The organism is Lihuaxuella thermophila (assembly GCF_900110165.1).
GTDB lineage: Bacteria > Bacillota > Bacilli > Thermoactinomycetales > Thermoactinomycetaceae > Lihuaxuella > Lihuaxuella thermophila.
In genome coordinates this window covers 88,463-114,926 of sequence record NZ_FOCQ01000004.1, presented here as the reverse complement: position 1 = coordinate 114,926, position 26,464 = coordinate 88,463, and the positions used below count along the sequence as shown (strand labels likewise).

The 26,464-nt window shown below is 49.0% G+C and carries 24 protein-coding genes, 3 tRNA genes, 1 pseudogene and 1 other annotated feature; of the genes and pseudogenes, 7 read left to right on the top strand and 21 right to left on the bottom strand.

Going from position 1 to position 26,464, the window contains the following annotated elements; translation table 11 throughout:
• Positions 1-168 precede the first annotated feature (168 nt).
• The 3 genes and pseudogenes from BMW55_RS05725 to BMW55_RS19920 form a co-directional block, all read left to right on the top strand.
• The gene (locus tag BMW55_RS05725) at positions 169-585 is read left to right on the top strand and encodes a MarR family winged helix-turn-helix transcriptional regulator (RefSeq protein WP_089966249.1); all 417 of its coding nucleotides are present in this window, start codon (positions 169-171) and stop codon (positions 583-585) included.
• Between the two features lie 60 nt (positions 586-645).
• Positions 646-789, top strand: coding sequence for a hypothetical protein (locus tag BMW55_RS19260; protein ID WP_170839765.1), 144 nt, complete (start codon positions 646-648; stop codon positions 787-789).
• Positions 776-985, top strand: a pseudogene (locus BMW55_RS19920) (MFS transporter); the annotation flags it as partial. The gene BMW55_RS19260 and the pseudogene BMW55_RS19920, both read left to right, overlap by 14 nt.
• Before the next feature lie 195 nt (positions 986-1,180).
• Here the strand turns inward: BMW55_RS19920 and rplT are convergent.
• From rplT to BMW55_RS05660, 12 genes are all read right to left on the bottom strand, one after another.
• Positions 1,181-1,534 (bottom strand): 50S ribosomal protein L20, encoded by a 354-nt coding sequence (gene rplT / locus BMW55_RS05715; RefSeq protein ID WP_089966247.1) that lies wholly within the window; start codon positions 1,532-1,534, stop codon positions 1,181-1,183.
• Positions 1,535-1,578: 44 nt separating this feature from the next.
• Positions 1,579-1,776 (bottom strand): 50S ribosomal protein L35, encoded by a 198-nt coding sequence (rpmI, locus tag BMW55_RS05710; RefSeq protein ID WP_089966245.1) that lies wholly within the window; start codon positions 1,774-1,776, stop codon positions 1,579-1,581.
• A gap of 18 nt (positions 1,777-1,794) precedes the next feature.
• Positions 1,795-2,310, bottom strand: coding sequence for a translation initiation factor IF-3 (gene infC / locus BMW55_RS05705; RefSeq protein ID WP_089966244.1), 516 nt, complete (start codon positions 2,308-2,310; stop codon positions 1,795-1,797).
• Positions 2,311-2,335: 25 nt separating this feature from the next.
• Positions 2,336-2,472: a sequence feature (ribosomal protein L20 leader region), on the bottom strand.
• A 380-nt stretch (positions 2,473-2,852) separates the two neighbouring features.
• Positions 2,853-3,500 (bottom strand): DUF3221 domain-containing protein, encoded by a 648-nt coding sequence (locus BMW55_RS05700; RefSeq protein WP_170839764.1) that lies wholly within the window; start codon positions 3,498-3,500, stop codon positions 2,853-2,855.
• Positions 3,501-3,722: 222 nt separating this feature from the next.
• Positions 3,723-5,657: a threonine--tRNA ligase gene (gene thrS / locus BMW55_RS05695; protein ID WP_089966240.1), complete on the bottom strand. Its 1,935-nt coding sequence runs from the start codon at positions 5,655-5,657 to the stop codon at positions 3,723-3,725.
• A 337-nt stretch (positions 5,658-5,994) separates the two neighbouring features.
• Positions 5,995-6,888: a putative sporulation protein YtxC gene (gene ytxC, locus BMW55_RS05690; RefSeq protein ID WP_170839763.1), complete on the bottom strand. Its 894-nt coding sequence runs from the start codon at positions 6,886-6,888 to the stop codon at positions 5,995-5,997.
• Between the two features lie 88 nt (positions 6,889-6,976).
• Positions 6,977-7,165, bottom strand: coding sequence for a hypothetical protein (locus tag BMW55_RS05685; RefSeq protein WP_089966234.1), 189 nt, complete (start codon positions 7,163-7,165; stop codon positions 6,977-6,979).
• Positions 7,153-7,788 (bottom strand): metal-dependent hydrolase, encoded by a 636-nt coding sequence (locus BMW55_RS05680; protein WP_170839762.1) that lies wholly within the window; start codon positions 7,786-7,788, stop codon positions 7,153-7,155. Before BMW55_RS05680 ends, BMW55_RS05685 begins: the two co-directional genes overlap by 13 nt.
• Before the next feature lie 140 nt (positions 7,789-7,928).
• A complete protein-coding gene (mqnC, locus tag BMW55_RS05675) occupies positions 7,929-9,041 on the bottom strand; it encodes a cyclic dehypoxanthinyl futalosine synthase (RefSeq protein WP_089966230.1) in 1,113 nt (370 codons plus the stop codon).
• A 157-nt stretch (positions 9,042-9,198) separates the two neighbouring features.
• Positions 9,199-10,746 (bottom strand): alpha-amylase, encoded by a 1,548-nt coding sequence (amyS, locus tag BMW55_RS05670; protein ID WP_089966228.1) that lies wholly within the window; start codon positions 10,744-10,746, stop codon positions 9,199-9,201.
• Between the two features lie 723 nt (positions 10,747-11,469).
• Positions 11,470-11,976, bottom strand: coding sequence for a tetratricopeptide repeat protein (locus tag BMW55_RS05665; protein ID WP_089966225.1), 507 nt, complete (start codon positions 11,974-11,976; stop codon positions 11,470-11,472).
• A 257-nt stretch (positions 11,977-12,233) separates the two neighbouring features.
• Entirely contained in the window at positions 12,234-13,040 is an 807-nt protein-coding gene (locus tag BMW55_RS05660) for an alpha/beta fold hydrolase (protein ID WP_089966223.1), read from the bottom strand.
• Between the two features lie 127 nt (positions 13,041-13,167).
• Between BMW55_RS05660 and BMW55_RS05655 the strand changes: the two genes are divergently transcribed.
• Positions 13,168-14,118: a helix-turn-helix transcriptional regulator gene (locus BMW55_RS05655; RefSeq protein WP_089966220.1), complete on the top strand. Its 951-nt coding sequence runs from the start codon at positions 13,168-13,170 to the stop codon at positions 14,116-14,118.
• A gap of 206 nt (positions 14,119-14,324) precedes the next feature.
• On the opposite strand, the gene BMW55_RS05650 is transcribed toward BMW55_RS05655, so the two are convergent.
• Together BMW55_RS05650 and BMW55_RS05645 are read right to left on the bottom strand one after the other, a co-directional pair.
• The gene (locus BMW55_RS05650) at positions 14,325-15,863 is read right to left on the bottom strand and encodes an HAL/PAL/TAL family ammonia-lyase (protein ID WP_211663657.1); all 1,539 of its coding nucleotides are present in this window, start codon (positions 15,861-15,863) and stop codon (positions 14,325-14,327) included.
• Between the two features lie 28 nt (positions 15,864-15,891).
• Positions 15,892-17,469: a BCCT family transporter gene (locus BMW55_RS05645; RefSeq protein ID WP_089966218.1), complete on the bottom strand. Its 1,578-nt coding sequence runs from the start codon at positions 17,467-17,469 to the stop codon at positions 15,892-15,894.
• Positions 17,470-17,932: 463 nt separating this feature from the next.
• Here BMW55_RS05645 and BMW55_RS05640 point away from each other — a divergent pair, with 463 nt between their 5' ends.
• Positions 17,933-18,220, top strand: coding sequence for a hypothetical protein (locus BMW55_RS05640; RefSeq protein ID WP_089966216.1), 288 nt, complete (start codon positions 17,933-17,935; stop codon positions 18,218-18,220).
• 164 nt (positions 18,221-18,384) lie between these two features.
• Here BMW55_RS05640 and BMW55_RS05635 read toward each other — a convergent pair whose 3' ends face one another.
• Both BMW55_RS05635 and BMW55_RS05630 read right to left on the bottom strand, forming a co-directional pair.
• On the bottom strand, positions 18,385-18,621 hold the full coding sequence (locus BMW55_RS05635; protein ID WP_089966214.1) for a hypothetical protein: 237 nt from the start codon (positions 18,619-18,621) through the stop codon (positions 18,385-18,387).
• 217 nt (positions 18,622-18,838) lie between these two features.
• A complete protein-coding gene (locus tag BMW55_RS05630) occupies positions 18,839-19,024 on the bottom strand; it encodes a hypothetical protein (RefSeq protein WP_089966212.1) in 186 nt (61 codons plus the stop codon).
• A gap of 294 nt (positions 19,025-19,318) precedes the next feature.
• Here BMW55_RS05630 and BMW55_RS05625 point away from each other — a divergent pair, with 294 nt between their 5' ends.
• Complete coding sequence (locus BMW55_RS05625) at positions 19,319-20,692, top strand: tetratricopeptide repeat protein (RefSeq protein ID WP_089966210.1); 1,374 nt, start codon at positions 19,319-19,321, stop codon at positions 20,690-20,692.
• Positions 20,693-21,020: 328 nt separating this feature from the next.
• Here BMW55_RS05625 and BMW55_RS05620 read toward each other — a convergent pair whose 3' ends face one another.
• Positions 21,021-22,199, bottom strand: a complete 1,179-nt coding sequence (locus BMW55_RS05620) for a styrene monooxygenase/indole monooxygenase family protein (RefSeq protein WP_089966208.1) — start codon at positions 22,197-22,199, stop codon at positions 21,021-21,023.
• Between the two features lie 330 nt (positions 22,200-22,529).
• Here BMW55_RS05620 and BMW55_RS05615 point away from each other — a divergent pair, with 330 nt between their 5' ends.
• Positions 22,530-23,231 carry a MerR family transcriptional regulator gene (locus BMW55_RS05615; protein WP_089966507.1) on the top strand — a complete coding sequence of 234 codons (702 nt, stop codon included), beginning with the start codon at positions 22,530-22,532 and terminating at the stop codon, positions 23,229-23,231.
• Positions 23,232-23,316: 85 nt separating this feature from the next.
• Here BMW55_RS05615 and uvrA read toward each other — a convergent pair whose 3' ends face one another.
• From uvrA to BMW55_RS05595, 4 genes are all read right to left on the bottom strand, one after another.
• Positions 23,317-25,827 carry an excinuclease ABC subunit UvrA gene (gene uvrA, locus BMW55_RS05610; protein WP_089966206.1) on the bottom strand — a complete coding sequence of 837 codons (2,511 nt, stop codon included), beginning with the start codon at positions 25,825-25,827 and terminating at the stop codon, positions 23,317-23,319.
• A 376-nt stretch (positions 25,828-26,203) separates the two neighbouring features.
• Positions 26,204-26,292 (bottom strand) — tRNA-Leu (locus BMW55_RS05605).
• 11 nt (positions 26,293-26,303) lie between these two features.
• A tRNA-Gly gene (locus tag BMW55_RS05600) sits at positions 26,304-26,378 on the bottom strand.
• A 6-nt stretch (positions 26,379-26,384) separates the two neighbouring features.
• Positions 26,385-26,460, bottom strand: a tRNA-Phe gene (locus BMW55_RS05595).
• Positions 26,461-26,464: the final 4 nt, after the last annotated feature.

Here is a 26,464-nt window from a genome sequence, read left to right as displayed (position 1 = left end):
TTTATATGATAATAATCTGATTGTCACGCATTTTTTTTGAAACCGGCCTGGTTGCTTCATGTCGGTTGCTGACTTGAAAAAACCTGCGTGCAGATATATAATCAACGAGAAAAAATATTTAATATACTGAAACAATGGAAGCAATATTTTTGCACAAAGGAGACGAATATGCCTGATCGCATAGAAAGCATACTGGAGTTGGAGCAAACATTTAGAAATGTCGTCCGACAAATCCGAAAGGATTTGTCGGAGATCTGGGGCGATACCCTCACCGGCGCGGAGTTCGCTGTATTGAAACAATTGCAATCCAAAAGTCCGCAAATTGTAACGGCACTTTCCCAGGAATTTGAGGTGTCCGTGAGCCATATCACCCATGTGGCGGACCAACTGGAAAAGAAAAAGCTGGTTCACCGGAAACGGTCCCACCTGGACAAACGCGTCGTGGAGCTCCATATTACCGATGAGGGAAAAAAATTAGTCGGTCAAATCTCTGAGAAGAAAATGGAATACCTCCGTCAAAAATTTGAACGACTGGACACGGAGGAAATCGAAACCCTTCGCCGGCTGCTTCAGAAATTGCTCTAAATCACTCACGCTCATTCCTCCCTGGAATGGGCCATATTTAAACTTCCGGGAGGATCGGGAGTGGAGCAGTTAAGCCGGAACCAAAAAGCTGCCATCAGGGTCGCCATTGTCGCTTCCATGCTCTTTGACGCCCTCAACCAAACCATTGCCGGCGCCATTCTGCCGCATATCGTTTCCGCGAAGAAGGCGAATGGAAGATTTTAACCGGATGTTTACGATCTACATGCTGACCTCCGGCATTACGTCGATGTGGGTCGGGAAGCTGTCGGACCTGTACGGCCGGAAAACGTTCTTGCTCATCGGACTTATTTTGTTTATGATCGGTTCGTTTTTGAACGGAACGTCCGCGACCATCTTGCATTTGATCGCCTGCCGCGGCATCCGGGGATTGGGCGGCGGGATCCTTCTCGCTTTTTTCGTGAAAGAAGTTCCGCTTAGAACAAGCAATATGCAAAAACTTTTCGAAGCAGAACAGAAGGAAAACGATCGCACTGAAAAAAGGGCCGTCTGCGCGGGAAAACCCATAGCAGCGGCCTTTGTAAAACACAATATAAAAAAGCCCGCGCTTCGGGGCACAGGCTTCCAGCATCTATCATTACTTCGCGTTTTTCGCGATGTTGACCAACTCAGCAAAAGCTTTTTCATCAGAAACAGCAAGCTCGGCGAGCACTTTGCGGTTGATGTCCACACCGGCCACTTTCAAGCCGTGCATGAATTTGTTGTAGGAAAGACCGTTCATGCGTGCGGCCGCATTGATCCGGGTAATCCAGAGTTTGCGGAAATCGCGTTTGCGTTGACGACGGTCGCGGTAAGCATACATCAATGATTTCATTACTTGCTGTTTCGCTGTACGGAACAGTCTATGTTTGGAACCGAAGTAACCTTTTGCCAGTTTCAGTACTTTTTTGCGACGTGCGCGAGTCACGGTACCGCCTTTTACTCTTGCCACTGTGAATCCCTCCTGAACTTAAGAACATCTGGATCTGCGAATGATTACTTGTATGCGATCAATTGTGCGATACGCTTAACGTCACCTTTGAACATGATTGCGCTCTTGCGCAATTTGCGTTTGCGTTTCGGGGTTTTGTTGACAAACAAATGGCTGGTGAATGCATGGTTGCGCTTCACTTTACCGGTTCCCGTTTTTTTGAAACGCTTGGCTGCGGATTTTTTCGTTTTCATTTTTGGCATGGGTTTTCCTCCTTGCGACTACTGTTTCGGCGTTAAAATCATAATCATTTGCCGGCCTTCCAGTTTGGGTTGGCGTTCGATTTCCGAGATGTCTTTCACTTCATCGGCCATGCGATCCAGGATTTTGCGGCCGAGCTCCTGATGGGTGATTTCGCGTCCGCGGAAACGGATCGTCAACTTCACTTTATCGCCTTTTTGCAAAAACTTTTTCACATTCTTCAATTTCGTCTGCACATCATTTTCTTCGATGGACGGGCTGAGACGAACTTCTTTCACTTGAATGACCTTTTGGTTTTTGCGGGCTTCTTTTTCCCGTTTACTTTGCTCATAACGGAATTTTCCATAGTCCATAATGCGGCAAACGGGCGGTTTTGCCTGCGGAGCAACATTGACAAGATCCAGGTTGGCTTCCTGCGCTATTCGGAGCGCTTCACGCAACGGTTTGATCCCCAGCTGATCACCATTAACCCCAATCAAACGGACCTCACGGGCACGAATCGCTTCGTTAACCTGGTGTTGATTTTCCCTGCTGATAACCTGCCACCTCCGGAAAAGTTAATAAAAACAAAAAGTGTGAACGCGAAGCGCCCACACTTAGTTTCCGACATGAAACATGAACATCCACTTGAGTTCAATCAACCTGCCAACTGCCTGGCGCGTCGAACAGGTGAGAAGCGGGCGCTTCTTCTTGCACGATATTTATATCCTATCAGACAGGAAAATGATTGTCAAGAAAAGACCGAATCAACAAAACGTACTAGTACAATATATCGGGAAATACGCGACGAGTCAACCGGCCATTTTGTTTCTGAATCGAATTGAATCCTTTTCACGAAACCAGTTTCTTCGGACTGGCAATCTCCTCATAATCATACCAGGTTTCAACCTCGTTCCCACGCTCAAGTCCAGCCGGGCTTCCTATTGTCAGTTGCCCGCATCCCTGGAGATGGAATCGGTCAGGTCGGTCTGAATCCTCTTTTCCTATTCCGGGCGGAAAGGGGCTCCTTCCACAAAAATCCGCGGTTTTTCTTGTCAATGCCAGTGATCACTCCTACATCGTTCGGTTTTCCGGATGGTTAAAATTTCCTTATCTCTTTTGGGTCATAAACGACATGGACGGCTCTGCCCCGTCCGGGATAGGCATTTGCCAGTGGCCCGTCAAACCAGACTTCCGCTTTCATGCCTCTTTTTAAATCTGTCCAGTCGCCTTTTTCCAACTTATTTCCTTTCCGAACCCATACTTTTGTCTCTGTGGTAATCAGCGCCGTCATTTTATCCCGGCTCCATCGGGTCGGATCTTCTTCCACCATGAATTCCCGTGAATGGAGTGAGGTAATATATCCGCTGATATGGGGCGGTCCCGCCGGCTCAGGGTCTGGTTCCCCTTTCAAATGATAAACGATATAACCAGCGGTCCCCTGACCCGGATAGGATTCGAGAATCGGGCCATTGTACCAGACCTCTACTTTCATGCCCAGCCTCAGGTCGCTTTTTTGTCCCCGTTTGAAGCTTTGACTGTTTCGAATCAGGTATTTCGTGTGTTTTGTAAGTCTTGTCATGATTTTATTCGCTGCATGAGCTTCCTTTGGTTTATCCTCCACCAAGATTCCTTCATCTCCCATTTCAGTGATATAACCGATGATGTTTGGCGTTCCATGGGGATATTCCCCTTTTGTTTTTATCTCGGAGGAGGCTCCCGAATTCGAACTTCGCTGAATGTCCACGTTTCCCGCACCACATCCCGCCATAAAAACAAGCAAAAGGATTAACGATAAGCGAGTGTATGGATGAATACAAACCCCTCCTGTCAACAAATCATTGAACAGGCGCACATCATGGCCTTCTCCATCCATCAGACGTTTCGTGAAACAGAATGGTTGCACGTAAAAAACAGGTCATGTGTTTCAGAAACACATGACCTTACAAAAAGATGATTTGTTTCATAATCAATTGAAGTTGCGGGTGCGAACCTCATCTTCCAAATCAGCGGCGAATTGTTCTAAAGATTTGCTGCCCATATCTCCTACAGATCGTTTTCTCACTGCAACGGACCGATCACTTTCTTCTTTACTTCCGATCACCAGAACATAAGGGATTTTATCCAGTTGAGCTTCCCGAATTTTATAGCCCAGTTTTTCATTTCGTTTATCCAACGTCACGCGGAATCCTTTTGATTGTAAATACTCCAATACTTGGTTTCCATACTCCAGGAATGCATCCGAGACAGGCAGAATTCTGACTTGTTCAGGTGCTAACCAAGTTGGGAAGTTCCCTTCATAATACTCAATTAAAAACGCTACGAAACGTTCCATGGTCCCTACGATTCCGCGATGAATTACCACAGGCCGATGCCGTTGTCCGTCTTTACCGATATATTCAAGATCAAACTTATTGGGCAAATGGAAATCTAATTGGACCGTTGAGAGTGTCTCATCTTTGCCGAGCGCAGTTTGAACCTGAACATCAAGCTTTGGACCATAAAATGCAGCTTCTCCCTCTGCCTCTACATACTTGAGGCCCATTTCATCCATGGTTTCCTTGAGAATCGATTGTGACAAATTCCACATCTCATCGTTATCCACATATTTTTTCGTGTTTTTGGGATCACGATAAGACAAGCGGAAATAGTAATCTTTGATCCCGAATACTTCATAAACATGAAGAATCAATTCAACGACCCGTTTAAATTCTGATTTAATTTGCTCGGGGAGACAAAAGATGTGGGCATCATTTAACGTCATCGACCGAACTCGCTGTAACCCGGATAAAGCTCCTGACATTTCATATCGATGCATCGTTCCCAGCTCGGCAATTCGCAAGGGAAGATCACGATAACTGCGAATTTCATTCCGATAAATCATCATATGATGGGGACAATTCATCGGTCGCAACACCAGTTCCTCATTGTCCATTTTCATCGGGGGATACATATCCTCATGGTAATGATCCCAGTGGCCGGAGATTTTGTACAGTTCCACACTGGCTAAGTGGGGAGTGTATACGTGTTGGTAACCCAATCGTTCTTCGAGATCAACGATAAAACGTTCGATCACACGGCGAATTTTTGAGCCGTTTGGCAGCCAAAGCGGAAGTCCTTGTCCTACCTCTTTTACCAATGTAAAAATACCCAATTCTTTTCCCAACTTACGATGATCGCGTCTTTTTGCCTCTTCCAACCGTTGCAGGTATTCATCCAGCTGGGACTTTTTCGGCCAGGCGGTTCCGTAGATCCGCTGAAGCATCTGGTTGTCGGAATCACCTCTCCAGTAGGCCCCTGCGATACTCAGCAGTTTAAACGCTTTGATTTTCCCCGTTGACGGCAGATGCGGGCCGCGGCAAAGATCGAAAAACTCCCCCTGCTCATAGATGGTGATCACGGCATCTTCCGGCAAATCCCGGATCAATTCCAGCTTGAGGTGGTCGCCCGCTTTTTCATAAATAGCGATCGCTTCCTCGCGGGAAACAACTTTGCGGACAATCGGAAGATCTTCCTTGACAATCTTCTGCATCTCTTCTTCGATCTTGGGCAAATCTTCCGGCGTCAGGCGAACGGGAAGGTCCACATCATAGTAAAATCCGTCTTCAATGACCGGCCCGATTCCCAGCTTGACATCGGGATACAGGCGCTTGAGGGCTTGGGCCATCAGGTGGGCGGTACTGTGGCGGTAGACTTCCAGGCCTTTTTCGTCTTCGAGCGTCAGGATTTTCACCTCGGCCCCGTCAGGCACTTCCGCGCTCAAATCGACCACTTTTCCATTCACTTCTCCGGCTACCGCTTTTTTCAACAGTCCCTGGCTGATCGACTCAGCCACATCCCTGACCGTTACCGCTTGTCCGTACTCCCGGACCGACCCGTCAGGCAACTTGACCGCTACACTCATATTCCAAATCACTCCTTTTCCGGACAAATAAAAAACACCCGTTCCCCAAGGGACGAGCGTCTGTCGTGGTTCCACCCTTATTCAACCCGGTTGCCTGCCAAAAATGCAAACACCAGGGTCCTCTCAGCACGTTTAACGGTGTGCAACCGGCAACAGATACTGGTGATCCGCACGTTCCCTGTTGCAGCTCGGAGGTGGTAAATATTTTCCCAGCGGGTGCAGGGGCTTGCAGCCGGCGGCTCCTGCTCTCTGTGACCATGGAAAAATATCCGTGTCCTCGTCTTAGCTATTGCGAAGAAAAATTTGTATGTATTATAACCATTTCCAGTCATTTCAGTCAAGCATCGCTATGAAAATTGAGCGGAATTCCGCAGTCGCCGCAGCCGTTGCAGACAACAATCCTTTCCTCGAAGATCTGGATCAAGGTGCGGACCACATTCTCTCCGGGATTCTTCGTATGTAAAACCACTTGCTCCGGTGCAAGGGTAAGCAGGGTACTCACGATGAAATCTTCATGCGAAAAGGTGTACTCCAATACTTCTTGCAGGGCTCCGCCCATTTCCTTCAACCTGAGGGGGCTTCCGTCCGCTTTTAAGATGCGGAAACGGCTTTTCCCTTCATGAATGACATGGACAAGCGCCATTTTGGAGGTCTGTACCGACAAAAAATACTTGAGCAACTGTATAAACTCTTTATATTCCCGGTCGAGCACGTATTCTTCCACAGCATCCCTCACACATTTGGAAAGCGCTGTGCGGTATGACTTCATTCTGAAGCGAACAAATCCGTCTACGGCCAGCCTGTTGTTTTCTCTTAAAAACACCCATATCTGCTTGGCCAGTTTATCCCTGCGGTTGACATAGATCACCCGTGCATGTTCCCAGGCGCTGCCTTCCAGCAGGCGTTCCGCATAATGTTCCACCTGGGTGATTTCCTGAGCGGAGAGAATTCGATACTCCTGTTGAATAATCGTTCGAATCATTTCAGGCTCCAGGGAGCCGCAGATATACTCCGCCATTGCTTTTGCCAATTGTTTGAGCCATTCCCGTTCCCGGGTCCGGCTCTGGACTCCGCTTACGCACAGAAAAACATGGCGGTTCCCGATGATCCGTTCTTCCATTGTACAGTTCCATCCGTTTGCCCGGCATTCCGTGATAAAAGCTCCCATACATGCTCTCAGTTGAACAACCTTGGCCAGATCACTGTCGTCAATGGAGATATGGTAAACCACCGACATTCCCCCTTTCCATTGTCCTGCAGGATTAGTTCTAGTATATGGGCGGGGAAATGACCATATACGTAGGGAGCCGGGGAAATCATCATTCCATCATGAACCAAGGATGATCCGGTTTCTCAGGAGAGAACAGCCCTTCCGGCAGATCGGCGGTGCGTGCCCTCCCATGCATGGTCCATGCCACCGGGAAGGAGGTGGTTGGTGCGCTGAACGGAAACGGTGAGTCGTCTGCAAAGAACCCGATGTATACTTGTTCCTGCCTTAAGAAATCCACCCCCGCGCGACCGCTTCCTCGTAAAAAATTTGTCCGATGAGATATACAAATCCAAGACACGCCAGGATGATCGCGATATTGGCAATCCACCGGTCGGCCACTCCCCCGCTTTTCACTTTGATGCCCAAGCCTTTCAACCCGAATTTTTTGGAATACGGCCACAAAAACGGAACACCCGCACTGGTAAATGCATCGGCGAGAAGATGGGACAAATACCCGAACGCCACAGCATAAGTGTATTCAGGGTCGGCTTGGTAGATGATCCACGTGACATAAGCACAGGCCAAAAGCGAATGGGTGACACTGCGGTGGGGAACATAAGCCACTCCGGCCGCAAATATGCCCGTATATAAAACCCACTCCGGCAAATCCTTTAAGAAATACATAAGCACCATCACCACACCGATGGCCGCCAGGGCAAAGGAGCGAAAAGCCCTCTTTAACGAAGGAAATATAAAATTATTGATCAGGCTGCCGTCTTCATCAATATCCGGCAAGATCGACGCCAGCCCGGCTGCGACAATCGTAGCCCCTAACTTCATCACATCATCGGTTTCCCCGGCCGCACATGCCAGCCCGACACCGCTGGCAATTCCGATGGCAAAATGTGTCCTTCCTTCCACGATCCATCCTCCTGTGGAAATATTTTTCTATCAAAAAAGCATTGACTATTTTTAGTATAGTAGTCTTCAGGGATGAATCAACCTGTCCAGAAAAATAAAAAGCCCGGTGTCCGTCAGGTGGTTTGGACACCGGGTTGTTGTCAGTTTTGCATGACGAAATCGCGCTCTGCCAGTTCTCCTTCTTTAAAGACCCGCAAAATCTCGTATTTGGTGTTGCGCTGAGCCGGGATCTTGCCTGCTTCACGGATCAGGCGCAGTGTGAGATTCGTGTTCACTTTATGGGTGGTTCCTGCTGCGGAAACCACATTTTCTTCCATCATCGTGGAGCCAAAGTCATTGCAGCCGTAGCTAAGCGACAGCTTTCCAATCTCCGGCCCCATGGTGACCCAGGAAGATTGGAAGTTCGGAATGTTATCCAGCATGATGCGGCAAATCGCCACTGCTTTCAAGTATTCTTCCGGCGGCAGTTTGTCGCGCTTCAGATTGGTATTGTCCGGTTGGAATGTCCATACGATAAAGGCCAAAAAGCCCTTCGTCTCATCCTGGGCTTCGCGCACCCGGAGCAGATGCATCACCCGCTCTTCCAGGGTTTCACCGAAGCCGATCACCATCGTGGCCGTGGTGGACATGCCCAGCCGATGCGCAGTCTGCATCACGTCCATCCAATCGCGCCAGGAACCTTTTAAACGGCTGATTTTCCTGCGGATGCGGTCATCCAGGATCTCCGCCCCGCCACCGGGGATGGAATCCAGGCCCGCTTCGTGCAACTGGCGGATTACCTCTTCCAGCGACAGTCCGGAAACTTCTTTCATTTTCATGATCTCAGCCGGAGAAAAGGAATGCATGTGGATCGTCGGAAACCGCTTTTTGATCTCCCTCAAGAGATCCGTATAGTAGCTGAACGGCAAGTCGGGATTGGTTCCCCCCTGCATCAATATCTCCGTTCCGCCTACATCTACCGTCTCCTGGATTTTTTGAAAGATCACTTCATTCGGAAGGACATAACCCTCTTTTGAACCGGGTGCCCGGTAAAAGGCACAAAAACGGCAGTAAGTATCGCAAATATTGGTATAGTTGACATTGCGTCCGATCACAAACGTGGTGATGGGTTCAGGGTGCCGCCGCTCCATCAATTGGTTCGCGACCCAACCTAGCTTTTCAATTTGATCGCTCTCCCACAGGGCAATCCCGTCTTCCAACCCGAGCCGTTCACCGTTGAGCGCCCGCTGTAACAGCGTGTCGATCTTGGCCATTTCATCTACCTCCAGCCGATCAGGTCGGATTCCTAAAATGATATAATAATCGTGTTAGTTCATGACTGATATACCCGAACATGTTTATCGTATCACAAACTTTGCATCTTGTCTTGCCAGCCGGATGTATCCATTTTTCGGCGGGGTTAGAAAAAAATTATTGTTGTACGTAGATGGAGACGGAACCCCCGTTCACCGGGAAGTACCCCCACCCGCCGGAGTCAATGGTAACTCTGTCCGAACGATTCCCCGTGATGTCTGCCCATGTCTCGCCGGCATTTGCGGTCCCGACATACATCCATTTGCCTCCGCCGGGTCCGTCGGACATGACGGTAGCCAATCCCGACTTCACATGACTGCTGTCACCTTCCCGCGTCCAGCCGATCACATCCCAGTGATCCAGGTAGTCATGTTGTGTGCCGTAGGCATAATTCTTGCGGGCGGTCAGAATGGGGTCAATCTTGCTTTGATGAGCAGAAATCCCGCCATCTCCCGTCCCGTAATAATCTCCGTAAAACACGCAGGGGTATCCGCCTTCACGGGTTAAAATAAGCGCATAGGCCAGCGGTTTAAACCAGCTTTGCACAGTGGACTGGAGAGCTTGTCCCGGTTGGGTGTCATGGTTATCCACAAAGGTGACGGCCTTGACAGGATTGCTGTTGACAAGAGTTCCGTTCAGGATGTTGCGCATATCGTAATATCCCCCGCCGGTTGACGCCTGGTATAAATTGTAGTGAAGCGGAACATCGAACAGAGACATGCTGCCATTTACCTTAGCCAGGTAGTTGTTTAACCGGTTGATATCTCCGTTCCAATACTCCCCTACGGTAAACAATTCCTTTCCGGTGGCGTTCCGGACGCTGCTCAGCCAATCGCGCATAAAATCGAATTTCATATGTTTCACCGCATCCAAACGAAACCCGTCCAAACGGGCCGTATCAACATACCATTTTCCCCAGTTGTTCAGTTCGGTTGCCACTTCGGGATGCTCCAGATCCAAATCGGCTCCGAGCAAATAGTCATAATTCCCTTTTTCCGGGTCCACCTCCCAATCCCATGCCTTTCCAATGCCCCGGAATTTATAAATCTTGCTCCGCCGGGTGGATTCATCCCAATCGACTCCGTCAAAGTGATACCATCTCCATTTAAAAGAAGAATGCGTATTGCCTCTGCCGGGAAAATCAAATTTGGTCCAGGCTTGAATCGTGTAATCGCCGGATACTTCCCGGTTGCGGTCATTCGGATCCACTTCCACAGCGGTCACCGGCTCCGTCCCGTCCGCTCCGAGCTTATGATTGAGCACCACATCCCCATACACCTGCATTCCCTGCGAATGAAGCGCATCCACCGCAGCTGTCAATTGGCTTTTGGTTCCATACTTGGTTCGTATGGTTCCTTTTTGATTAAATTCACCCAGATCATATAAATCATAGGTACCATAACCGACATCGGATTGGGACTGTCCCTTATACGCGGGCGGTATCCAAACGGCCGTGATCCCTTTGCTTTTTAGACGGGCCGCATCATTTTGCAAACGAGTCCAATGGTTGCCATCGTTGGGCAAGTACCACTCAAAATATTGGAACATCGTTCCGTTCACGCCCGTATGCTGCGCTTCAACCTGACCCGGACGGGCCACGGGAAGAGCGAATGTACAAGTTACAGCCGCTGCCAACAAAAGACAAAGAAGCGTAAACTTTTTCATCACCCAACCCCCTTTGTTTCTCGTGAAACCGCTTGCAAATAAATGGACAAATTGTCATGGATTAAGAGAGATTATCCGCTGTGCAAACGGTTTCATCATAACCTTAAACCTCAGCTGTTTGCGGTGTCAATATTGAGCAAATATTTAAATTATTTAATTTTGTAATCGCCACCACAGCATCCACGCTCTTGATGGGGTCACCGTACATCTCCGCTAAGTTCAAACCTCTTTATATCCTTTCTCAAGTGAATGGGCTTATTTTGGCAAAAGTTTATTCTATAAAAGAAATGACTATCATTGTGCTCCTCACCAGTGAGTGCTAAAAGTAAAAATCAGTTGAACTGAACCACTGGCATCGGAACTGCGTGAGTTTAAATGAATCTGGGAGTCTTCAGCTTTGCACACATACCTTCCCAGTTGTGATCCTTTGTCCAATCGAAAAGCCTTTTGCCGTTTTCAGACGGGGGAACGGTAAACAGTGAGTTTGAGGGTTCTATCAGGTCTTGGAGTCCGCCATCCATCCCTTTTTGTCTGGCAGATATAACGGGGATCTTACAGATCGAAGTGTAAGTTGTTTGTACACATCGGTTGAATCGGTGTGAAAAATAAAGCAAAAACCTCTCACACCATGATGGTCATTGGGAGATTTAAAGTGCCATAGGGGTTTTCTGGAAGGCCTGATTTCCATGTGGGGGTGAAAGTATCATTTCGGAAAGCCCCGCATCACCAGGTTTCATCAAGGTGTTGCGCATAGTACATAATACCTCGTTTGAAGTACTGAAGTTTTTCATCAGAGGTTGTCTCCATCAAATTGGTCAAAAGGAGTTCTACCGACTCTTTGTAGTTGTTCGTATTATACAGGGCTATCGCAAGAAAAACTTGGAGAGCTCTGTTGTCAGGAAACTGTCTCACACCACGACGTAATGTTTCTTCCGCTTGCTGATAGTACCCCAGAGCACGATACGTGCTTCCCAGTCCAAGCAAGCATCTTTCAAGATCCGGTCCGGCGAGCCCTAATTCGAGGGCCTGCAAATAGTAAGGAATAGCCTCTCGACCTAATCCTAAGTTATCATGAACCACTCCTGTCTGAAAATTGATCTCAGCGTTATCCGGGTAAGCAGCCAGCAAGTCTAAAAGGAGCGTTCGAGCTTCTTCCAAAATGGCTCTGTCTTGCTTGGCCCGTCCCTCTTCACGGAGTTGAATAGCTTCTGTTAAACGATCCCTCATCATTGTTTGCTGTTCATTCCTTTCTTGACTTGCTTGTTTTCTCTGGGCCTATCATGGACTCATTTCTCCCTCAATGTATTACATACCTTTAGTTTCATATTCGTTAAGAACAGCTTGAATACCCCCCTGAGAAACTGTTGCAAAAACTTAGTGCTCCTCTATAAAAATAGAGGAGCATCAGACTGTAGAAAAACGTCCTACTTTCCCGGTGGGCGTCCCCAAGTACCATCGGCATAGATGCCCCCCGAAAATCCAAGTACTCAATCCGCTTGAATGCGTGTCAGGAAGTCCCGGATCGCCTTCACGTAGGCATCCAAGTTGTCGTAATAGATTGCATGGCCCGCATCCATATGCACCAAGGTGGTGTTCGGCCTTCTTCGCGCCATTTCTTCCGCATGTTCACAGGAAAGAACAACGCTTCTCGTGCCGTGCAACAGCAAAGCGGGCAGATCGGTGGCCAGCCAGTCGCTCCAGTGGTCGCCGTTGGTTTCCCGTGTGGAAATTATCATGTCTTCCGCTTCGAAAGGAAGCCCCCACCCGTCGTCGTATTGGCGCATCGAATACAAATGAGGCGGACCCAGCCGGCCCATCGCTTCACAAAGCGCTTCCCGGGTTGGCGCCCGGCGGGGCCATTCGGCCACGAATGACAGGTCGCTGTCTACCACTGCGCCGACATCTTCTACAATCATGGCAGCAACTCGCCGGGGCTGTTTCGCCGCCAATCGGTATGCAACCACGCCGCCCAGTGAATGGCCGAGAATGATGGCTTTTTGTAAGCCCAATTCATCCATCCAGGCCAATGCGTCATCCACATACCGGTCATTGGCATAGCTGGTTGGCCGTTCGGATTCGCCGTGCCCCCTTTGATCCAAGGCGACCACACGGTACTCATGATGGATTGCATCCGCCAATCCCTGGACGAAACGGCCCTCATTCATGTGTCCATGCAAAGCCAGAAGAGGCGGGCCATCACCGCCGTAGTCGATATATGACAGCTTGGTGTTGTCAGGGCCCGTGAAATATTTTCGTGTGAAAGTCGCCTTTGGACCCGTGTGTTTCTCTCCCATTTTTTCCACTTCCTTTCAGGGCAGGATGACTGTGGTTCTTCTTTTATTCATTTGGTCCGCATCCCATTGTATCGTATAATAGTGACAAGAATTGTCATAAATAAAACATAAAGCGGGAGAAAATCCAATGTCCAAATCCCAGCGACTCTTGAAATTGTTGATGACCGTCAATCGAAAACGTAAATTCACCGTCAAGGAACTCGCCCGCGAATTTGGCGTGTCGCCGAGGACGATTCTGCGGGATTTGCAGGAATTGAGCGAATGGGGAGTCCCCTTGTATTCGGAAGTGGGACCGCATGGCGGGTACCGGGTGTTGAACGATCGCATGCTCCCTCCCATCGCATTCACCGAGGAAGAGGCCATCGCTATCTTTTTTGCCAGCAACGCCTTGCGCCACTATTCGTCCCTCCCCTTTGAAGCCAAACTTTCTTCGGCTTTGACCAAATTTTACGCCGCCATGCCGGGGGATGTCCGGGATCGCATCGACCAGATGAAAAACCGGGTGGATTTGGTCGCCCCGACAAGGCAGGCGGCCTCCCCCCATTTGTCCATCCTGCTGGATGCGGCCGTTCATCAAAAAGTTCTCCTCATGGACTATGAATCCCGCAGCGGCCGCCGCACCCGGCGGGAGATCCAACCAGTCGGCATCTATGCCAGCGGCGGGTTGTGGTATTGTCCCGCTTATTGTTTTCGGCAAAAAGCGTTCCGCATATTCCGATGTGACCGAATCCATGGGATCCAAGAGTCGGATTCCGGCACCCGGCCGGTGGATCTTCGGGAAGTGCACCTTGGCAACGTGAAATCGTTGATCCATCAAGATCAGGAATGTGTCCGCATTTGCGCGGAGTTGACCCGGGAAGGCGTTCAGCGGTGCGAGGCGGAACCGTGGCTGGCGCCTCAACTGCATATTCGCGAAGACGGAACGGGTTGGCTGGACGCCCCGTTCCCGAAAACGGATTTTCCCTTCTTCGCCCGATTTTTCATCGGTCTGGGCAAGGAGGCGACTGTGAAAGGGCCGCCGGAATTGGTGACTTGCATCAAACGGATGCTTGCCGAGTTGTTGGACAAGTATTCTTAGCAAGGTGATCCGATGAGACTGACCGCCATACGCAAAAAATGCCCAGGATGCATCGCAATTGCGAAGTCATCTTGGGCTTTTTTATTTCCGTTCCAGCTTAATGTTTTACTGGTCTAAATGGTCTTCTCGATTCGATGGGAGTCGCTGTTTATCATTTCCTAAAATTGAGTCTTTTGTCACAAGACTTTTTACCTGATTGACCATTTCTAAAGAAGCTTTCCAATCGTATCCTCCACACATTCGATAATCTCACCCGAATGGATCATCTCTCTCAGCCTTTCCAGATGGGGATAAAGATACAGGTCTTCCTCCATTTTGGGAACAGTACGGGAAATCCGGTCTAAAACAGCTCGGGAAGCGGAACCCGGCAGAAGATCGCTCTCAACGAACTGATGGGCACAGTAAATGGACAACAGTTCAATCGCCAGCACATATTCCAGCTTGACAGCCACTTCCCGTGCTTTTTTGGCCGCATTGTATCCCATGGCTACATAATCTTCCTGGTCTGCGCACGTCGGAATGTTATCCACCGTCGCCGGATGGGATAATATCTTCATATCATTTAGCAGACCCGCCTGTGTATACTGGGGAATCATCAGTCCGGAGTTCAGTCCCGCTTTACGGATGAGAAAGGATGGATATCCGGAAAGCCGGCCGTTGATAAGCCGATTGTTTCGCCGTTCAGACATCTTGGCGATGGCTGTGGAGGCAATACATGCGGAATCTAACTCGATTCCCACATACGACGAATCGCAATTGCAACCGGATATAGCTCCGCCGCCTTCCTCATCCGGCCATAAGATCGGATTATCGGTACAGGAATTTATCTCGATTTCGATCGTTTTCAACGCATCGTACAACGATTTTTTGGCTGCTCCGTGTAGTTGGGGAATACCGCGCAAAGACAAGGCATCTTGCAGGCGATCATCAACGTGCTTCTCGGCAATCATGGAGTCACTCAGCATTTTTCGTATGTTTGCCGCTGTATGGATCTGTTCCGGATGGGGACGGACGCTCATCAGCCGATCGTCAAAGGCGCGCGTTGTTCCCTTTAATACTTCCAGCGTCATCGTGCCGATCACATCCGCGGCCAAAGCCGACTTTAGCATATCATACAGCGCTAAGGCTCCGATGCCTGTCGGGCTCGTTGTCCCGCTGATAAGGGCCAGTCCCTCCTTTGCAGTCAGTGTAATCGGTTTCAGGCCAACTCGCTGTAAAGCTTCTTTTGCCGGAAGAAGCTCTCCGTCCACAAAGGCCATTCCTTCCCCCATCAATACGAGTGCCATATGGGCTTCCGGACTTAAATACCCGACAGAACCTTCCCGGGGAGCAAAAGGCGTCAAGCCGAGATTTAAAAACTGGCGATACATCTCCAAAGTCTCGAGCCGGACCCCGGAATATCCTTGACCAAGATTTTGCAGGACCATCAGGATCGTCGCCCGCACTTCTTCCTCCGATAGCGGTTCTCCTACAGACGTGGCGTGGGACAGAAGAATATTTCTTTGCAATTGAGCCGTTTCTTCCAGTGATATCCATTCCGTACAGAGGGCACCGAAGCCAGTGTTGACCCCGTACATGACCTTTCCTTCTTCCATCCACTTTTCTACAAGCTCACGGGATCTGTGCACCCGTTGACGATAGCCGTCGGAAAACTCAACTTCAGCCCGAAAACGCGCAATTGCCACAAATTCTTCCATTGAAATGGGATCGCCAAGGGTTACTTTTTTTATGTCTTTTGCGCGCAAGATTTTCTCCTCCTCTGCCCGCCCGTGACTATTCAACTCTATCCATGAAGAACATTTTTATTGCGGAAGCGACTTGCAATACGAACACAAACAGTACGGTTGAACCGCCAAGTGCGGCCAGATATTTAACTCCGTCCACCCCTTGCACCCCACCGGCGAAAGCGACCATAACGAACGCGATGGTTCCGATCGAAAGTGCCCAGAGAAGCTTCTTCCAATTTGCAGGTTCTTCGTCATGCCGAATGTTTACCGTACATAAGGAAGAAATGGTACGTACCATTGAATCGGCACCCGCAGCGAATGAAAGCATCAACGTGACCATCACTACGGGAATAATGATTGTCCCCAAAGGGAGATTGGCTAAAAATGCCCACAGACCCGCAACGGCTCCGCTGTTTTTGATTGTGGTCGCTAAATCGACAACGTTGTGCTGCTGCCAGTATAAAGCCGTTCCTCCCCAAATGCCGAACCAAATCATCCCGAATACAGAGGGTAAAATCCAGTTGACAATCATAAATTCACGAATCGTGCGGCCGTGCGAGATGACTGCAAGAAAAATACCCATGAGCGGTGCATAAGCGATCCAGATCGCCCAATCGTACAACGTCCACCACATCACCAGAGCTTCCCCGCCTATATCGATCGGATCAAGCCCCCAGATCCAGAAGTTCTGCAGCCAATATGCCATCCCGGCGGTGGATGTCCGCAAAATATATAAGGTGGGTCCAATAATGATGAGTGCAATGAGAATGATATAAAAGATTTTGGCGTTGATATCTGATAACCGGCTAATTCCTTTGTCCAATCCTTTTAAAGCGGAAAACGTAAACATCGCTGTAATCACGAACGTTAACACGAGCCACACGACCGGCCCTTGCTTGATGCCGTATGTCGCCTCGATTCCCGACCCGACCAGCGCCAGTCCTGCTCCCAGCGAAGATGCCAACCCCAGGGCGATGGCCAACACAGCCAATGTATCAACGATACCTGCCCATATACCCTTCGTAACTTTATCTCCAAACAAAGGAGTTAATGTTGCCGTTACAGACAATGATTTCTTGCGATTGAAATACACATACGCTGCGACTAACCCGCTCAACGAATACATCGCATACGGGATGAACGTCCAATTGTAAAAACTGCGTGCCATGGCATAGATGGCAGCGAGGGGGGTTCCCGGATTGACACCGGTTTGCTTCAATTCCCCATAAATGCTGGCAAAATAAATAATCGGCTCATTTACCCCATATGTAATGACGCCTGTGGCGATTCCTCCGGTTAATGCCATCGCAAACCAGGCAGGAAACGGATATTTGGGTTTAGCGTCTTCCCCTCCCAAACGAACGTTCCCCAGCTTCGAAAACGTCAAGATCCCCACAAGGACGAGTGCTACGATGGATATGATTTGATAGAGCCATCCAAGCCCGCGCAAAGAACCTAAAAACCCGTTCATCGAAATCTCAGCCAGCATTTTGTTGTTCACGATTCCAAGAACAGCCCCTCCCCCTACGACGAGAAAAGCCGGCCAAAATACGCCTTTACGCGTTTTCTTTTTCGTCTCTACCGTTATTCCTATGACATTCTCTTTTTCAGTGACCAATGACATCCATATTCCCCCTTTTACCAAATGAACCAGAAGATCAGTACACGCAGTAACATCATCGGGGTATCTATTACCCAATGGCCATTTGTGTAAGGAAAATTATAAAACATCGAAACATACAAAAATACTTATATTCGTTTTGAATTCAGATAACTATTTTATCGTTTATTAAACAACAATGTATCCTTTTCTATAATAATTATAGGTTTCTATAATCATTCAGGTGTATTGATGATCCATAGTTTGGAATTAGCTATACATTAAAGGAAAAATACATCCTTGGGTGGTTTGAAGGGAGCAGTGCGGCCGATCAAGCCGGGAGGACGACTATTTTGGAGATTGAACCGGGTTCCGCGCAACGGGTTGCCGAGCTTGTTTTCCAATTCCTTAGCAAGCTGGGTAAGTTTCTGGCCCCATTCTAATTCACAATTACCTATGTTATAATTTTTGGAAAAGGGGTGATTAAATGAAGAAAGTTGTTGTAGCAATCATCCTTATACTTTCACTTTTCTTTGCATACAAGACATGGTTTGAACCAGAAACCAATAGTGTAGGTGGACAATTTAAAATAATAGATAAAAAAGGTGATTGGATAATTGTGCAAAGTGAAGCAGGAGAAAAGTATAAAGTTCACGTGGAATCGGAAGATTTATGGCTGGTTCTTGAACTTAACAAAAAATACGCTCTATCATTCTCAAAACAAGGAAATGAAGAGTATCATCTGGATCAAATTGTGGGAGTACCCAAACAATAACAAAAAATTAATCACGGTTTGTAATTTTACGTACTCATGAACTATCAAACGCCCCACCTAAAGCTGTGAAGGCAATAGACAGGGCGTTGGAGAGAGGAATCATGTTGTTGTGTTGCGGGAATTAGATCCAAACATCATCATTTGCAGGGAATTTTTCGGCCAGTTCATTGATTCAGCTCACCGGAAGGGGCAGGCAGTGAAGGGAGTGCCTGCCTCCATCCTTCATGAATTTGTCCCAGTACGTCACCGATTCTTTCTGCTTCGTGTGCGATCAGCAGCCGGGTGAAGGTCTTTTGCCCTTCGGCTGTTTCCCGCAATGATTCGATGTGTTTGTCCAGCAGGCGGCACAGGATTCGTTTGGTTTCATGGTCGAGCTTGATTTTGATCTCTCTTTCTTCCACCGATCTTCCCTCCTGTAGATTAGAACCTTCCGCTCCCATCCAAAAACGGTTCCCAATTGGCTTGCCGTGTTGCTATAATGGGGTTACGACAAAAACTTTTTTCGGAGCCCTTTTGTATGGCTCTTTTTTTTTGTATAAATATGGTTCCTGTGAATGTGCTTCCGGCCTTACCTCTGGGGATTTTGCCGGGAAACCGTTCTTTTTCTATAAAGGGTATTCAGGTCAAAATGTCCATGCTGCGACCGGCAAAAATCTTTTTGCCTTCTTCAATTTCCACACAAATCAAGTCAAGCACGGGAATGGAGAGCACCTCACCATGAATGTCCTCCAGATGTACATATGAAAGTCTGCGCGACGGCCGGTGATCCGCGTCGGGTTTCATCCCCATCGTTTGATCCTGCATCCGATCCCTCCGATCATGGTTCAAGTTTGGAAGCCTTTTGCCAAGGACTGGTTTTGACAATGAAATTGTAATATAATTCCGTATAGTTGGACAACACAAATTTCATTTAATTATTTTCATTTGCATCTTTTTGATTGCGGTTTTTATTAATAGCTATCTAACACTGGTTCCCTTGTCATTCATTATCCATGCAAATATCCCGTACAAAGTCGATGTTTGCACCAGAAATTTGATCTTTACGCATTTGTTTTCAAACATGAAATAATTCGTTTTGAACATGAAGGAGGCCCGTGCATGACTGTTGATTTAAATTCCTGTATTGTTCGGTATATCATTCGCAAAACCCGTCATGAGAAAGGATGGCGGCAGGAAGATGTAAAGGGGATTTCACACGGAACGGTATCCAACATTGAGCGGGGAACCAACTATGTAGACCCAGAGACGGTGAGAGGATATTTAAGACAACTTGGCCTGACGGAAAACCGGTTAAAAAGCTTGGTTCAAAAGGAAGAGAAGCAGGTTGAGGCTCTTAATTTCCAATTAGAGGCAATCGACTCCATGCTGGACAATGACAAGACAGGCAAAGCGAGGCAACTGTTGAAGGACATCGAGATTGAGAGTTATCACCCGCTATCTCCATATCATACTTATTTGCAAGGAAGGTGTTATCAAGCAAAAAGAGATTGGACAAAAGCTGAAAAGCATTATAGATTGGCAATCCGGTTACGCAAGCAATACAATTTAAACTTAAAGGGCAATATTGTTTCCATCTGTTACAACAGGTTGAGCATTTGCTTCCATCTCCAAAATAAAATGGATAAAGCGTTGGACTACGTAGAAAAAGGGTTAGATGCATACAATAATAACGAAGGCGAACAAAATATATGGTACGCTTTAAACAGCAATAAAGTCTGGTATCTTCTCAATTCGTATCAATTCGACAGTGCGAAGCAGGTATTAAGCGAGTTGTGGGCATCCATGCCACAAATACGCAATATGAAAATCGTTTTGAATTTGCACCGATATAAAGCGATAATATTAAAGAAATTGAAACAATATCCGGAAGCCCTTCAAGTTTGCAAAGAAGGGGTGGATCTAGCCAGACGAAACGGTATACAGAACCGCTATCTTGATTTGATGAACATATTAGGAAGCATTTATCTGATGCAAAATCAACTCCATCAAGCGAAACAACTATTTCAAACAGTTCTGGACTATGATTATGAAGTAGCTTTCCCGAGAAGCCGCATCGACGCACTGATCTATTTAGCAACTACTCAAGTTTTTTTTCATGAATGGACCAAAGCAGAAGACATCATTCAAGATGCCTTAAAGTTGGCACAGAACGTACCTTACTTCCTCCCCAAGGTGTTATTAGTTGCGGGTAATATTTATGCCGCACAAAACAAATGGAGTGAAGCGGTGACCTTTTATCAGAAAGCTGAAGAAATAGCAGAAAAAGGAAGGGATAAAAAGCGGCAATATTCCGCACTCTTGCAGTTATCCAATTGCTTTGATATGATGGGCCTAGAAGCTGAGTGGAAATCCTGTACCAAAAAACTGCTTAAACTACAACACGAGATTTATGTAAAGGATGAGGAGGATATTTCCATGATTTGGTTTAACTTGCGCTCTCAAATGGGTGATGATAGCAGCGAAGACGGTTAATGAGGATGACACTTCCATGCTTTTATTTAACATGCGCGCACACATGGGTGATGATGATAGCGGGGCAGACTCTTAATAAACACAACTCAAGCAAAATAGCCATTTTTCCGAAGCGATGAAGAAACGATTTTCGGAAAAATGGCTATACTTGTTTTTATACAATTATTCCCAACCAAACAAAATCAATGCCTATTCGATTGCATGCAGCAAAACCACTCTATCTCAAACTTTGATTTCTTTACCAATACAAAGATCATTTTTTCCGCCTTAAAAGCAAGCTGCCGATCATTCATGGCGGAAAGATTGGGTTCCCCCGACGATTCTGCCATCAAGGCGTTGCATCCGGAAAAAAGGAGCGATGCGCGGTGTCGGGATGTGCGAACCAGCCTGCAACTTGATCCGCTTTTTGTTGGTCGCCCGGGGTGCCCAGCAAAAATTGGACCACGTGTTGCGGTAGCGGCTGAGTCATGGCGTTGGTCCACTCGGTTACTTCACGGACCCTCCCCCGTACCCGCTGCCAATAGTCCTCCCCCATCGCTTCATCCCATGCCGACCGCGCATGCTCCCGAATCGTATCGGCCAGCTGTTCCGCGCAGTAGGAGGCCAGATTGCAACCCTGACCGGTGATGGGATCATTGAGAAAAGCACTGTCCCCGCACGCAACCACCAGCCTCCCGTCCCGCATCGTATACGGCTTTCGGATCACCGGGGTGACTGCGGTCTGCAAAAAGGCATTCTCATCGCACAGGGCAAATGTTTGCTCATCGATCCGCTCGGCGATGCCGGGGAAAAAGCGTTGCACAACCTCTTTCATCTTGCCGGCAAACGCTTCTCCTTCTTTGATTCCCTTAAACACATCCAGCTCCCGGTCCGGAATGGCCTCGATAAACAAAATGGTGACGGGGCCGTATTCCGTCAAGGCGGGGATTTCGAACATCTCCCCCATTTCCGGGATGATGGTGGCGCTCACCCCCAGCGGTTCCAGCGGTTTCACTCCCACAAAATACCCGACGATGCATTTCCGCCGGGGAGCGTCGAAGCGGGTCAGTTCCGGCACCGGCTGAAACGGGAACAAGGGGCCTTGTTTTCCCGTGCAATCGATGACGAGGTCAAACTCCCGGACCAAGTCACCCGCCTTTTCTTTGGGGATGCGTCCCCATCGGAATGTAACCCCTTTCGCCTCCAAATCTTCCATGCAGGCAGTCCAATAAAGGCGTTGATCCACCGAAACAGCCGCTTCCTTCAGCATTCCCGTCAGCAGTTTTTGATCCCCGATCGTCAGGTGGACGCTGACGATCGGGGGAGAGTCCGGCCATTGAGGCATCCCGTAACGGATTTCCCTGTTCCTTGCCTCTCCGAAATGGACTTGCGTGGACATGATTCTACCCTGCCGGATTTCCTCCGCTGAACGAGGCTGCACCACCGTGACAGCAAAATCATCCTTCAAGGCATAGGCCAATTGCAACCCCGCCGTTCCGCTTCCGATCATGCAGATCCGCTTTTTCAAACGCATTCTCTCCTTTGGCTTATCTTGGGAGGATTCGCCGCAAACATTCCATCGGTCAACACAAACATGCGACACCGCTTACTTTTTATTCATCAATATTCCGAATTCCTTCTTGCGGATGCACATTCCATTCATGCAAACCAATGGCGCATATGACCCTCATGTTCTTCGTATTCGGTTTCTCCGAATCTTCGGTTTCCTGACGGCTGCACTCTTGGAAAACATCGCCGATTCATGGTGAAAATATGGAGTAACCAACCAGAGGAAATTTTGGTCTCCATCCATTATGATGAAGAAGAAAGATGCCGCACGCTTCACAGAGGTGAATCCATGAAAGTAAGACCGATCGATATCGCCAAAAAACTGTCCGTCAGCACGAGCGCCTTGAGGCATTATGAGGAATGGGGCATTGTCCCGCCTGTTCCCCGCGGGCCGAACGGCTACCGGCTTTATACGGAAGAACATGTCGCATATTTTGAATGCATCCGGGCGATGGCCCCCGTTTTCGGGATGACATTGACGAAACAAGTGATGAAGCATATTCAGCGCAAAGAGTTGGATCAAGCATTTTGGCTGGTGAATGAGGCGCAGGCCACCCTTCACCAGGAGAAAACGGTCACGGAAAAAACGATTGAAATCCTTGAAACCGAGGAACTGGAGACCATCCACAGCAAAAAAAGAAAATGGATGAGCATCGGGGAAGCATCCAGGGAGACATCCGTTCCCGCTTCGGCGATCCGGCACTGGGAAAAGATGGGCTTGATCTCGATTCCGCGCGACAAAGAAAACGGCTACCGGCGTTTCGGCCATGCCCAGGTGCGGCGCATCCTCCTGATCCGTACATTGCGGACCGCCCATTATCCCCTGGACCTGATCCGGAAACTCATCCACAAGTTGGATCACGACCAGATCGAACAAGCGAAAAAAATCGCCCGTGATTCCCTGGAAAACCTGAACCGCAAAAACCAAGGACAACTCAGGGGCATCCACTATTTGTACCGGCTATGCCAAGTGGCGAAATTGTTGGACTGACGGGCAAAAAAGCCAAACGGCTACCGGGTTTTCCGCCGGCAGCCGTGCCATGCAAATTCGCTTCTCCTTGCATATTTGTCACTCATCACAAGCTCCCATCCCATTTCCGTTTCAGGCAACGCCCGGTATGGGATGCCGCGATATTGACCAAATCCTCAGGCGTCCCTTCGGCCATGATGCGGCCTCCTTCTTCGCCTCCTTCCGGGCCGAGATCGATCACCCAGTCCGACTCGGAGATGAGATCCAAGTTGTGTTCGACAAGAATGACCGTATTTCCGGCATCGACCAGTTTGTCCAAAAGAACGAGCAATTGGCGCACATCTTCGGGATGGAGTCCGGTCGACGGTTCATCCAGCAAGTAGACCGCATGATGTTTCGTTTTTTTGCTCAACTCTTTGGCAAGTTTGATCCGTTGCGCCTCTCCCCCCGATAATGTGCGGATGGATTGGCCCCATTTCAGATAACCCAGCCCCACTTCACACAACAGGTTGATCGTTCCCGTGATTTTCCCCAGATCAGCGAGGACCGGCAAACTCTCCTGAACGGTCATTTCCAAAATGTCCGAAATGGAGTACCCGTTGTAAGTGACGTGCAGGATTTCCTCTTTGAAACGCCGGCTCCGGCATACGGGACAACGGACTTCCATTTCCGGGAGAAAATGCATGAAAACGGAAACCACGCCAAGACCCTGGCAGTTTTCACACCTGCCGCCTTCCGTGTTGAACGAAAAATGTTTGGATGTCAGGTTGCGTCGTTTCGCTTCCGGCAATTTGGCATACCAATTGCGCAAAACAGTGTACACTTCGGTATAAGTGGCGATGTTGGAACGCTGCATGCGGCCAATCGGCGACTGATCGACGGTGATCAGATTGCCGACCGCTTCCCATCCGGTGATGCCGCCGCATCCGATGGGTTTCTTCTTTTCGTACGAAGCGGCCAACACATCATACAGGAGCGTCGATTTTCCCGATCCCGAAACACCGGTGACCGATACCAGGCATCCGAGCGGAATCGAAACGGTCACGTTTTTCAAATTGAGCAGTTGCGCATCGCGGATGGTCAAAAAATGGCCGTTCCCGCTCCTTCGTTCACGCCTTTGGGCAGGGCGGCTCGCTTCCTTCAAAAACCGTCCGGTGATGGAAGCGGGGTTCTCCATCAATTCTTCCAATCGGCCTTGCCCCACCACTTCTCCACCTTCGCTGCCCGCTCCCGGTCCCATGTCGATGATGTGATCGGCCGCCCGCATCACTTCCTCGTCATGTTCGATCACCAATACAGTATTGCCCAGATCCCGCAATTGTTTCAACACCTGGATCAACCCCCGGGTATCCCGCGGATGGAGTCCCGCAGTCGGCTCGTCCAGAATATAGAGGACGCCGGTCAAGCCCGAATCCAGCACGGACGCCAGCCTTAACCTTTGCGTCTCCCCGCCGGAGAGTGAGACCACCTGCCGGTTGAGCGACAGATAACCCAGCCCCACATGCAGGAGCCGTTTCATCCGGACCAGCATTTCGCGAAGAACCGGACCCACCACCTCCCGTTGCTCCGGTGTCAATCGGTTTTGAAGCCGTTCCATCCAGGCCGCCGCTTCCTTGATCGACCACAGGGAAACTTCCGCGATGGACACCCCTCCAACCTTGACTTGGCGGCTTTCCTTCTTGATCCTGGCCCCGCAGCAGTCGGGACACACCTCCTCATGAAACAATTTCGATTCCTCTGTCGCCCCGTTTTTCTCCCTGTACCTGCGCCAAATTCCCGTCACGACGCCTTCGAACTTGCCTTGCCTTACCGTTTTCGGAGGCTTCACATCCGGGAAATGCCGGGAGAACTCCTCACTCTCCACGCCATAGTACAGCAAATCGCGTTGCGCCGAATCGCAATCCTTCAAAGGAAGATCCGCGTCGAAGCGGAACCCGTAATACCTGGCGCAAGCTTCCAAAACCGGCAGTTGGTAATCCTTGACGAAATCATGCCAGATCAATACGGCCCCTTCGCGCAAGCTCTTCTCCTGGTCAAACACGGCATCCAAATTCAAAGTGACGCGATTGCCCAATCCGTCGCACGTTTCACAAGCCCCCTCCGGTTTGTTGAACGAAAAATGGGACAGGGTCAGTTTCTCAAGCGGGTGGCCGCAATGGGCACAAGGCTCCGTCAGTTTCTGATCGGCGGCATTTTCTTCCTCCCAGACACGAACCGGACTCTCTTCCATGGCGATGGAAGGCGGGGTCAACTCTCCGCACGAGGGGCAGGGGCGTTCCCCGATCTTCGCATACAAGATGCGCATGAGCGTATAAATGTCGGTGACCGTGCCGATCGTGGATCGCGGATTGCGGTTGGTGGCATGTTGCCCGACACTGATGGATGGCGAGAGGCCGTGAATGGCATCCACTTTGGGCTTGCTGATCGAATCGGAAACCATGCCCATCGATTCCATATACAAACGTTGGCATTCCCTCTGCAGCGTATCCATCACCAGCGTGGATTTTCCCGACCCGGAAGGTCCGGTCACCACGACAAACTTGTATTTGGGGATCTCCACGGAAACGCGTTTCAAGTTGTTTTCCCAAGCACCCACAATTTGAATTTTCCCCTGCATGAGACAACCTCCTCGGGTTCGTTTTTGATCCGGATATGCATTCCCATCATACAACATTGATGCAAGTCCAAAGGTTGATGAAACACATCCTTGTTAGATCAGTGGATTTATCACACAAACCCGGTCAGGGAGCTTTAAGGTTTTTCTCTAAGCTAAACAACAAATGGTTTGAAGGCAGCCAGTAGCAGCTCAGGCTATGACCGGAACATTTAAGGACATAATATTTATAAAATTTTTTACATTTTAGTATTGAAATGGGCAGGGATGTCCAATCTCCAACCACCTGCCTTCTCGGGTTGCGTTTGATGATACTTCCAAAAAATACCTACCAAAACAAAATAAAAAACCCGCGATTCCACGTATCACGGGTGTTGTTTGGTGCCGAGGGTCGGACTCGAACCGACACGGTAGTCACCTACCGCAGGATTTTAAGTCCTGTGCGTCTGCCTATTCCGCCACCCCGGCGTATAAAAAATTGGAGCGGAAGACGGGATTCGAACCCGCGACCCTCGCCTTGGCAAGGCGATGCTCTACCCCTGAGCCACTTCCGCAATCCATGGTGGTTCGGGACGGAATCGAACCGCCGACACGAGGATTTTCAGTCCTCTGCTCTACCGACTGAGCTACCGAACCATTT